At 52.0% G+C, this 10,237-nt stretch carries 11 protein-coding genes, 1 tRNA gene and 1 pseudogene; 6 read left to right on the top strand and 7 right to left on the bottom strand.

Annotation, left to right across the window (positions count from 1 at the left end; translation table 11 throughout):
* The 6 genes from LKD37_RS15695 to LKD37_RS15670 form a co-directional block, all read right to left on the bottom strand.
* Window positions 1–1,024 (bottom strand): type IV secretory system conjugative DNA transfer family protein (locus tag LKD37_RS15695; protein WP_302930038.1); only part of this gene is annotated, 1,024 nt, incomplete at its 3' end.
* Window positions 1,011–1,430 carry a PcfB family protein gene (locus LKD37_RS15690; protein ID WP_302930039.1) on the bottom strand — a complete coding sequence of 140 codons (420 nt, stop codon included), beginning with the start codon at window positions 1,428–1,430 and terminating at the stop codon, window positions 1,011–1,013. The genes LKD37_RS15690 and LKD37_RS15695, both read right to left, overlap by 14 nt.
* A gap of 112 nt (window positions 1,431–1,542) precedes the next feature.
* Window positions 1,543–2,250, bottom strand: a complete 708-nt coding sequence (locus tag LKD37_RS15685) for an antirestriction protein ArdA (protein WP_302930037.1) — start codon at window positions 2,248–2,250, stop codon at window positions 1,543–1,545.
* Complete coding sequence (locus LKD37_RS15680; protein WP_302930036.1) at window positions 2,237–3,322, bottom strand: DNA cytosine methyltransferase; 1,086 nt, start codon at window positions 3,320–3,322, stop codon at window positions 2,237–2,239. The genes LKD37_RS15685 and LKD37_RS15680 overlap by 14 nt, the downstream gene beginning before the upstream one ends.
* A 1-nt stretch (window position 3,323) precedes the next feature.
* Window positions 3,324–3,665 (bottom strand): DUF7768 domain-containing protein, encoded by a 342-nt coding sequence (locus LKD37_RS15675; protein ID WP_302930035.1) that lies wholly within the window; start codon window positions 3,663–3,665, stop codon window positions 3,324–3,326.
* 277 nt (window positions 3,666–3,942) lie between these two features.
* Window positions 3,943–5,409 (bottom strand): ParB/RepB/Spo0J family partition protein, encoded by a 1,467-nt coding sequence (locus tag LKD37_RS15670; RefSeq protein ID WP_302930034.1) that lies wholly within the window; start codon window positions 5,407–5,409, stop codon window positions 3,943–3,945.
* Window positions 5,410–5,623: 214 nt separating this feature from the next.
* Here LKD37_RS15670 and LKD37_RS15665 point away from each other — a divergent pair, with 214 nt between their 5' ends.
* From LKD37_RS15665 to LKD37_RS15640, 6 genes and pseudogenes are all read left to right on the top strand, one after another.
* Window positions 5,624–6,715 (top strand): TIR domain-containing protein, encoded by a 1,092-nt coding sequence (locus LKD37_RS15665; RefSeq protein ID WP_302930033.1) that lies wholly within the window; start codon window positions 5,624–5,626, stop codon window positions 6,713–6,715.
* A 12-nt stretch (window positions 6,716–6,727) separates the two neighbouring features.
* Window positions 6,728–7,240, top strand: coding sequence for an NUDIX hydrolase (locus tag LKD37_RS15660; protein WP_302930032.1), 513 nt, complete (start codon window positions 6,728–6,730; stop codon window positions 7,238–7,240).
* A gap of 121 nt (window positions 7,241–7,361) precedes the next feature.
* Window positions 7,362–7,443: transfer RNA gene (locus LKD37_RS15655), tRNA-OTHER, on the top strand.
* A 408-nt stretch (window positions 7,444–7,851) separates the two neighbouring features.
* Window positions 7,852–8,475 (top strand): TetR/AcrR family transcriptional regulator, encoded by a 624-nt coding sequence (locus tag LKD37_RS15650; RefSeq protein ID WP_302930031.1) that lies wholly within the window; start codon window positions 7,852–7,854, stop codon window positions 8,473–8,475.
* A 16-nt stretch (window positions 8,476–8,491) separates the two neighbouring features.
* On the top strand, window positions 8,492–9,016 hold the full coding sequence (locus tag LKD37_RS15645; RefSeq protein ID WP_302930030.1) for a DUF6518 family protein: 525 nt from the start codon (window positions 8,492–8,494) through the stop codon (window positions 9,014–9,016).
* Window positions 9,017–9,172: 156 nt separating this feature from the next.
* Window positions 9,173–9,565: pseudogene (locus tag LKD37_RS15640) on the top strand (GNAT family N-acetyltransferase); the annotation flags it as partial.
* Between the two features lie 122 nt (window positions 9,566–9,687).
* On the opposite strand, the gene LKD37_RS15635 reads toward LKD37_RS15640, so the two are convergent.
* Window positions 9,688–10,143 (bottom strand): YolD-like family protein, encoded by a 456-nt coding sequence (locus tag LKD37_RS15635; RefSeq protein WP_302930029.1) that lies wholly within the window; start codon window positions 10,141–10,143, stop codon window positions 9,688–9,690.
* Window positions 10,144–10,237 lie beyond the last annotated feature (94 nt).

Genomic DNA, 10,237 nt, shown 5'->3' with positions numbered 1-10,237 from the left:
TCGGTTTTAGGTTGTGTGTTCTAAGAGACTTCCCAACTGCTTGATTAAGAAGTCTTTTAGAGCATACAACACCGCTGCTGAGCTTGTATTTTTTATACTGCTTCACCGCAAAGCAATTCGGTTTGCGCTGTTCCAGCCCCTTGAACATATAGTCCACGGCGTTGAGAAAGTCCTCGTCATCCTCCTTTACCTCCATGCCGGAGATCATGTCCACCAGCGTATTCATGTTGCGATCCTCCTCGGCTCCCTCAAAAATGATGTAGCCCAGCAGGGTGCAGTACAAAAGCGTTTCCGCCTTCGTCCAGAACGGGTCGCCCTCCTTGCCCTCGCCCTTGGTGTTGGAAATGAGGGCATTGACAAACTTTAGAATGTCGGCCTCGGTCTTGATATACGCCAGCGGGTTATAGTGCATGGATTTTGAAAAATCAATGCTGTTGAACACCTTAATTTTGTAGCCCCGTTTTTGCAAAAATGAGCCGACCTGCCCCAGCACACCGCCCTTGGGGTCTACCACCACATAGGAAGAATGAGCTTGCAGGAGTTGGGGCGTGAGCCAAAAGCGGGTCTTGCCGGAGCCGGACGAGCCGATGCCGCAGAAATTGAGGTTGCGGGCGTTAGCGGGATTTTGGGGACGGGTATTCATGGTGAGCCGTTCTGTGGCGGTCAAGATCATATTGTTTTCAAACTTGGGATCGACAAAAGGGCGTATATCTTTTTCAGATCCCCAACGGGCTGAACCGTACTCTTCATCACGCCGGAATTTCTTTGCGTTCTTGCTTTTGAAGCAAATCAGCAGACGGAACGCCACCGCCCCCACAATGCCCACCAGCCAGTCAAAGGGGGCAAGGCCGGGGGCGAAGTCGGCAAAGGCTGCGCCGACAGTCTGTCCCAAACCGATAAACTTATGGGCAAAATCGCCGCCCGCCGCCAGACGGTAGGTCGTCCCCAGCTTGAGGAACACCCAACCGATGAACACATAGGGAATGTTGGGCAGCACATATTTACGGAGCTTATCTGTCACCATGCACGGCCTCCTTGATGTGTCCTTTTTGCGGCTTTTCCTTGGCAAGCTGCTGTTCTGCCTGCTTCATCTGTTCGGGGATCGAGGGCTGCCGGGACTTGGCCTTATCCAGCACCTTGCGGGAATATTCCGAAAAGCAGGCGGTCATAGCGTCTGCCTGCTCGGACTTGAAGAACAGCAGGTATTTCCCCGGTTCGGTCTGATAAAAGGCATAGTCCACATTCCATTTCCGGGCTACCCGGTCAAAGAGCTTTGTGTCCCCGGACAGTTCAAGGCTGTTAGTGGATGTGCCGTGCGCCATGAGCTTTTTCACGGTCTGCTTGCCGTGAGGTGTCTGCTTTGCCCGGTGCGCCTTGGCGATCTTGCGCCCCACCGCCCGGACAACATAGGCAAGTCCTCGGGCGGTCAGCTTCGACGCCTTTACCGATACGGCAATCGTGCGCCGGGAAATATCCTCGTCTACCAGTCGTCATCGCCTCCTTTCTGGTAGAAATATGACCTTGGGACAAAATGTCCCAAGGTCAGCGGTCATCATGCTCCTTTCTCGGGTGCAGCCGTTCGCCCTCCAAAGAAGAACGGTCTATGACCTCCTTGTAGGCCGCCATCTGCTCCCGGATATTCAACTTGGGGTACGCAAAAATGCGGTGTTCGGCGGGAATGTCCTCGATGCCGTGGTACACCTCCTTGAAATCGCCGCTGCGGGTCAGATAGCCCGTGGGGGCGAAGTGGCCGCCCTCGTTGATCCGCATATCCCGCCCATAGGCTTCAAAATCGAAGTAGGGCAGCACATTGTCCGGCACATCCAGTAGTTCCATGTCCTCCACATAAATGCGCCCCAGCGTTTCATCGTCGGTCACGCCGGGGTGCAGATCGTAGCAGTCCAGATTGTGAACGAGGTTGATGATGTCCGCCACGCTGGAAGTATGGTCGCCCTTATTGAGTACGGCCTCCAGCGTTTCGATCTCGTCACTGTCCAGCTCGGAAATGAGATGTGCCAGATGGTTCAGCTCGTCCAAGTTTTCATACTCGGTGAGATAGTCGTATAAGCCCATCACATCGCCGTCAAAGGCGGTGATGAAAAACTCCTCATACCGCACACCGTCCACGCCGATGTTCTTCAGAAGCGATTGCACCTCCTCCGTGGTGGCCGGAAATTTCAGCGTTTCGCCCACAAGCTGCCCCTCGGCGTATTTGCCGAGGTTGGTGATGTAGGCTTCAAATACCGTCATTTGCACCTCCTTTTGTCAGCGCCTCCGCAATCCCTGCCATGATGTACTCGGCACAGGGCAACGCAATGGCATTTCCCAATGCCCGGTAACGGTGGGAGGATAGAATTTCCTCGCCGTCCGCGCCGTACCTTGTCCAGCCCTCCGGCAGTCCCATGAGCCGCTCACATTCCGTTTCTGTGGGAAAGCGGACGCAGCCCCCGGCGGGATCGTCCTCATACCAAAAGGCAAAGGGCGAAATGCCGCCCGCTAACAGAGTGGGAAAAGGGTCAGTTGGCAGTCCGAAGCTGTTTCGGAACGCTGTTTCCGTCCGCTCCTTGGCGGACGCCCGCATACGGAAGCATTGAAAGGGTCGGGTGACTGGTACGCGCCGCCCTGCTTCAATAAAAGAGCCTCGATCTCCGCAGGCGGCGGGCAGCCCGCAATCTCCGCCAAACGCAGGAAGTGACTGCATTGTGCGGGGCTTAAAAAGTATTTCGTGGGAGCGCCGTCCTCCAAAGTCTGCCACAAGAAAGATACGCTGCCGTCGTGCCAGCCGGGGGCTTGTCCAATACTGGGCATCCATGAGCCGCCAAGAGAGGTCAGGCGTTCGCCCTCGCACCATTCCGGCTCCTGCCCATCTTCCAGAAGCAGGCATTGAAACATCGGCGTCTGTGAAAGCGGATAGGACGGCTCTAAAATCCATCCGGTCATTTGATGAAAACGCTCCCATGACGTTTTCCCAAACAGCGATTGCTGGAAATAGACCATTTGTCGCCTCCCTCATTTCACGGATAATGCGGATGGCTTGAAAGAACAGGCTGGACTTTTCTCCCGCAAGTCCCTTGCGGTTTCCGATCTGCGAGAGATTTTGACACGGTGAGCCAAAGGTGATGATATGGACGGGCGGGATCTCCCGCCCGTCCAGCTTTGTCACATCCCCCAAGTGCGCCATATCTGGAAAGTGGCGCTTGGTGATGGAGATAGGGGCTTTTTCGATCTCGCTTGCCCATATCGGCTCAATGCCGCAGCGCACCGCTGCCAGCGGGAACACGCCGATCCCATCGAACAGGCTCCCCAGCTGGAGCGCCGTCATCTTATCTGCACCCCTGTCCCTTGACGGTCAAAATGCCCTCAAGGGTGGTGGCGGTGATCCCCAGCCGCTGGGCAACGGCAATGTCGTTCTTCATAGCCTCGGTGACGGTATGACCGCACACCACCAGCACATGAGAACGGCGGAGCAGGTCACGCCCCATATCGATGCCGCTCTTATGCTCCTCGGGAACGGCGTCATTGAGGAAAAGGGGCTGATAGAGCGTCGGGCAGATAGGCGAAAAGCCTGCCTCATACACCGTGCGGCAATACTGCGCCGCCAGCTTTGTGTTTTCGTGGTCGCTGCCGCACCATGCGGCGGTAATATACGCGAGGGGTCGTTTCATTGTAAAAACCTCCAATTTATAATGTAGTGGGTCAACCCAAACCCCACGCCCTTTCCCATTCTTGGGAAAGGGGCGGCTCTGGAGGATATACCCCCGCCGCTTGCCGGAGAAAAAGCATAGCCGGGACAGGCGGTCAAGGGCTGGCCGCCGTAAACGGCGGTGCGATGCACCCTTGACAGCCCGCTCCCGGCCATGCTGGAATACGGGCGGCGACGGGGGATATAACCGCAAGAGCCATCCGGGGAAACGAAAGACCTCGGGACAAAAAGTCCCAAGGTCACTTTTCCAGATCCGTTTTCTTTTCGGGCTTGCCCAACTCGGGCGGCTGCTTGGCTTTCCAGTCATCCAGCAGAGAAATGATCTTGTCTTTCATTTCCCTCGGGGACTTGTCCTTGCCGAAATACTTTTCCAGTTCCGCACTATTGATGATCACCTTGTCTACCTCCTTTTTCTCCTGCGACAGAATCCCGTCGATCACATCGCCGTTGAGCTTGCCATCCTTGTCCAGCTCCCGCATTTTCTGTGCCTGCGACAGCGAGGGCGAGGACTGCTGCCCCTCGATGGACACGGCGATATACCTCTGATTTTTGGGGCGGATGAATGAGATCTCCACGGCTGGGGTGAACGCCAGCTTTTTCTCGTCCACCATTTTCTGCAAATCTGGCACAAGCTCGGTCAGGCGGATATACCGCTGCACCTGCTTGTAGTTCATGCCGTTGCGATCTCCCACGACCTGCGTGGAGCGTTTTCCTGCGTCCTTGTCCTCCTCACCGGGGCGGGAACCTTGGTGCTTGATGGCCTCCACCTGCATTTTGAGAGATTGAGCCTTTTCCGTGGGCAAAATGCGCTCACGGTGACGGAGGTTGTCATCCGTCATGGCGAGGATGGCTTCATCATCCGTCATGTTGCGGACGATGCACGGCATATTCGCAAATCCGGCAAGCTCGCTTGCCCGCTGGCGGCGGTGGCCTGCGATGATCTCATAGCCGCCATCCTCACGGGGACGCACCAGCGCAGGCTGATTGACACCCGCTGCCTTGACCGACTCCACAAGTCCCTGCATCTCCGCATCGTCCCGGACACCAAAGGGATGATTTTTGAACGGGTGCAGGTCAGACAGGTTGAGATAGACGATCTCCTCTTTTTCGGCGCGGGTGGCGTCACGGGGCGCAGACGGCTCCGGCGTGACCTCCGCACCAGCGGGAGCGCTGCCCTTATCCACGACAGGCTTCTCTGGGGCGGGCTTGCTTTGGGACTTTTTGTCCCGAGGTTTGGGCGGCTTTGCCTTATCGGGAGAGGCCTTGCCATCCTTGGGCGGACGGCCTCTGCCGGGTTTGGCGGCCTTGTCCTTTTCTGTGGGCAGCTTCTGCTTGACCGCCTTTTTCTCCTCCTTGGTTGCTTCGTCACGGGCGGCGGCAAAATCCACCACCTTGCCGGAATGTGCCGGGGCGGGGCCATCCTTGCCGGGAGTGGGCGGCTGCTCCTGTTCCTTTTCAGCCTTGGGAGCTTCGGGCGCGGCGGGCTCCTCCACCTCGGTGTGAGTAACAGCGTCGGCGGGATCGGGCACGGCCTCACCCATTTCAAAGAGCGCCGCCTGTCCCTCGTGTTCCAGCATGACCGCCTCTGCGTCGGTCAGCGCAGGCTCGGGAACAGGTGGCTCCGGCACGGCGGCTTTTTCTACCGCAGGAGCGGGAGCCTCAGCGGGCGGAACTGCCTCGGGAAAGTTTTTCTTATCATCTGCCATTTGCAAACCTCCTTTTCGTGGCATGAAAAAAGCCAGTCCGCAGACTGGCCGGGTGGAAGTGACCTCCCTTCGTGGTTTTATATATGAAAACGCCGCCCGTTGTCCTGTTGGGCGGCAAATTCTATTATTTTCAACAAAATATTTGATACTTTTCAATAACTATGCTATGATAACAAGGTCATAATATACTTGCTATGATTGGGGGCAAAGTAATATGGATAAGATTAAACCTCGGATTTTTATTGCTTCATCTGTCGAAGGGCTTGATGCTGCATACGCCATTCAAGAATTATTGGAGTTCTCTGCGGAATGTACCGTCTGGGATCAAGATGTTTTTGCCCCGTCGTCTGTTACTTTGCTAGATTTGATTAAAAGGGCGCAAAATTCTGATTATGGCATTTTTGTGTTTTCTTTTGATGATACAATAAAGATTAGAGATACGGAAGAGCTTACAGTACGCGATAATGTAGTATTTGAGTTAGGATTGTTCATCGGAATAATTGGTATTGCGAATTGTTTTATTGTTATGCCACGCTCAAATGATGATATTCACCTGCCCACAGATTTGACTGGTATTACACCTCTAAAGTATAATGCTAAAAGAGCCGACAATAATCTAAAGGCCGCTTTAGGGCCATCGGCTAATCAAATTAAAAGAGCACTTCGCAGTTTTTCCCCGCCCGATAAGCAGATGTCTGATGAGTTAAGCCAACAGATTAACGCTATTGGACTCAGTGCTTTTTTCTCATCTAGAGATGATTATAGTAAATACAGGGCTTCTACGCCCTCGATTGATAGGTATATCAATACAGCCAAGAGTAGTATCGAGCTTGTAAGTATTACGCTTACAACTGGTATACAGATTGATGATATTTGTACTGTTATTAAGAATAAAATCAATAAGCAACGCGATTTTAGAGTTACAATTTCACTGCTGAACCCTTTTAGAGATGAATTGTACATGGCTCTTGAACCTGTATTTGGTGCAGACTATTCAAGTTTACAAAACAGTACAAAAGATGCTCTTAAAAGGTTAAGTCAACTAAAAAAATCGCTTTCCGCAGAAAGGCAAAAAAGATTCTCAATTAAAATGCATAATACCTTGCCCTTTGGTAGTGCAATAATTCTTGATGGTAATTTGGAAAGTGGCAGAATTCAAATTGAGACAAAACCTTACAAAGTTGGGATGAGAAAGAGTTTTGCTTTCGAAATAATAAATGACGGAAACTCGTTTTATGACACCATAAAATCTAGTTACTACGAATTAATTCATGATGGTGATTGTTACGAGAATTCGATAGAATAGGAGACTGTTACAATGGTGTATAGTGCGGGCATTTTAGTATATAGATATACCACAGGACATCTTGAGGTTATGTTGGCACATCCTGGTGGCCCGTTTTGGGCAAAGAAAGATGATGCTTCTTGGTCTATTCCCAAAGGAATAATTGAGGATGGAGAGTCTACGCAAGAAGCAGCGCGGCGGGAGTTCAACGAGGAAACCGGAGTAACCATAGACGGTAATCTACTTGAACTTGGTTCAATAAAACAGTCAGGCCAGAAAACAATAACAGCCTTTGCAGTATGTAAGGATATTGATGCCTCAAAAATTCAAAGCAATACATTTGAGATGGAATGGCCTCCGAAATCTGGGAAGATGCAAGTGTTTCCAGAAAATGATAAGGCGCAATGGTTTTCGATTCAAGAAGCTAAAAAGAAAATATTTAAGGGGCAGTTCGGATTTTTAGAAAAGCTAATTTCCTTGTTGGACTATATTGAACCTACTGCACAGGAGAAACCGGCAGAAACCCAAATGTCCTTTTTCGACTAATATCCGATATTGAAATGATATTTTCATGCTTGTGAGAGATTTCAAAAATGCCAAAATTGCACCCCAGCCAGAGGGGAGACATATCTCCCGCGTATTGAAGCGCTCTTTTAACCCGGTTTAGGGGGGTATGTAACCGCACTAACCGGGAGAGCGCTTGAATGGCATTCAAGAGGTCAGCGGTTCGATCCCGCTTATCTCCACCAAAAGAAAACCTTGAAACCGTTGTGGTTTCAAGGTTTTCTTTTTTGTTTTCGCGGGGGACCTTACCCGGCGGTTTTCTAACACATTTTTAACACTTGCCGAGCCTTCATCGCTTTGCGCAGGCGGCAGCACGCCGGTGTCCGATTATCCGGGTAAAAACTTCTTTGGCGCACCCGAAAGGCGTGTGCAGAACACCATTATGATGGCAAAAGCGGGCAGTGAGCCGATGCAGTCAGCCAACGCGAAGAATCAGTGCATTTTTTGACCGTTCTCCCGTCAGCGCTATATCCGATGGGCGCATTGTTTCTTTTTATCGTTTCTTTTACATCTGAATGAAAGCATCGCCGCTTGACAGCCTATCGTTCGGTAGGTATAATATGAGGAAATACCAGACTCAGGAGGAGTACACCATGACAGCAAAAGGAACCACCAAGCAGGGGATATTGGATGCCGCGCTGGAATTGTTTTCCGTGCAGGGGTATGAGGCCACTTCCATTTCCCAACTCGCGGAAGCGGTTGGTATCCGCAAGGCGTCTCTCTACAGCCATTTTGAAAACAAGCAGGCGATTCTGGACGCTCTGATCCAGACCACCATAGGAGAATACGAGAAGCATTCCATTTTTGCCAATGCAGATTGGGATGATCCCGCATTCACAAAGGATAAGGAACATATGACGGCGGAAATGGCGGCGCAGATGTTCCTTGGGCAGATTCGTTATATTCTCCACGATCCGAAAATCAGCCGCGCCAGGAAAATGCTCACCATTGAGCAGTTTCAGAATCCGCAGATGGCAGCGCTGCAAACCAAGCAGAATTACACGGATGTCATGGGCTACTTCACCGGGCTTGTGCGTTTTCTCATTCGTCAGGGGCGGCTTGTAGACTCTGACCCGGAGATCATGGCGGCGCAGCTTTGTCTGCCGATCTCTGCCTGGATCAATCTCTGCGACCGGGAGCCGGAGCAGGAGAATGATGTGATGAAACTGATTGAGCGGCATATCCGGCAGTTCTTTGAGGTATATCAGGTGAAATGAGTTTGGAGCTGAGAGGATGAAATCAAGCAGACGATCGTTTCTCCTAAATCCGCTGTCTATGCTTTTGGCCGGACTGCTTCTCGGCATTGCAGCAAGACTGTTTGATATCTATTTCCAAAATCTCGGAGAGATCTTTTCCCAGATAGCCATATGGATTCTTTTGGGAACAGGGTTTGCGATTTACAGTCCTACAAAGAAAGCGGCCATGGAAAATATATTTCCCTTCTGCATGGGGATGCTGGCGGCCTATTATGTGACGGCAGCCATCACCCACGGGGTTTACAGCCGGACCTTTATCATCGGCTGGGCGGTGTTCGCCCTGACCTCCCCTGTCATGGCCTATTTTGCATGGATGGCAAAGGAACCCGGTGCTTTCTCAAAAATCATCGCCGCAGGAATCGCAGCTGTGTCGGTCATGAGCAGCGTCCTGCTTTTTGACCATTTGCGCCTTTACGATTTTGTCATTGACGGGGTGCTGATTTACATTCTGTTCTTCAAAAAAATCAAGCGATCACAGAAAAGAAAGGATTGGAACGAATGAAACCGGAGGAATTATATCCATACATAGAGAAAAACCAGCCGAATATCTGCCAGATCAGCGTCCTGCAAAACGGGCAGGAGCCTTGAGGTGAGGCGTGGAACGGATTGAGAATGCGCTGCTTCCGACACTGCGGCAAAACAAAAGGGTTGAGATGATATGAACTATATCCGAATCACGGAAGAAAACATCGACAAGGAGCACATCTGCTGCGCCATGTCCGGCAAACAGAGCCTTGTGAAAAAAGAGTGGCTGAAACGGCGCTTTCCCGAGGGGCTTGTCTTTTACCGCAGCGAGGAGCGGGGCAAGTGCTTTATCGAGTACATTCCGGCAGAAAACGCCTGGGTGCCCATTGAAGCAGCGGGGTATCTCTATATCAACTGCCTGTGGGTCTCCGGCTCCATGAAGGGACACGGCTACTCTAGCGACCTGCTGGACGAGTGCATCCGGGATGCCAAAGCGCAGGGGAAAAAGGGCCTGTGCATCCTGTGCGCCGAGGGACGCAAGCGGGAGTTCCTTGCAGCCCCGCAGTTTCTTGCGCATAAGGGCTTTCTGCCAGCCGGAGCCATTTGCTTCGGACTGGCACTATTTCCAATTGGGCCGGTCCGCGAAAAAGGCGCTGTCCATGTATTATGCCAAACCGCCCTTTCCGCGAACATAGAGCAGGATTTCTTTCATTCACCCACGCTTTCATCGTCACGGCGCTCGATCTCAGCAGAGCGGTCGAAGTCGATCTGCAGGATGTCATCCATGGGGATCCTCACACCGCTGCGCATGATTACCAGCCGCTGGTACTCGTCAATTTTTCCGATCTTACCCGTCTCAGTCAGATACGCGCCCCCGTCCTTCCGCTGGTCCGGCTTGAAGTAGGTGACGGAGGCCTCCGGTTCTTCGTCTATAGCTTTCATAAGGAGCTGGAATTTCATATCCAGCGCCGTCAGGGCCTCCTCATCCAGCTCAATCTTCTCATCCGTCAGACGCCCGGTTTCTCTGATGGCGGAGTCATATCCGGTCAGCGCGGCAAAAGGCGCAAACTGCGCCGCACGGTCTGACATCGGCATCTGCGGGCGCGTCTTGGAGACGTGGTGCGGGAGATTCATAATGGAATCGTATTTACTGTTCGTGTGCATTTGCAATCCCTTTCCCAGACAAACTGGAATTTTCAAATTAGTCTTTGCAAATAACCTTTGAACCTTCACCATCAATTACAATTCCCTGACGGTT

This window comes from Brotocaccenecus cirricatena (assembly GCF_020687045.1).
Classification (GTDB): domain Bacteria; phylum Bacillota; class Clostridia; order Oscillospirales; family Oscillospiraceae; genus Vescimonas; species Vescimonas cirricatena.
The sequence above is the reverse complement of the archived record's forward strand: the minus strand, read 5'-3'. Positions and strand labels throughout refer to the sequence as shown.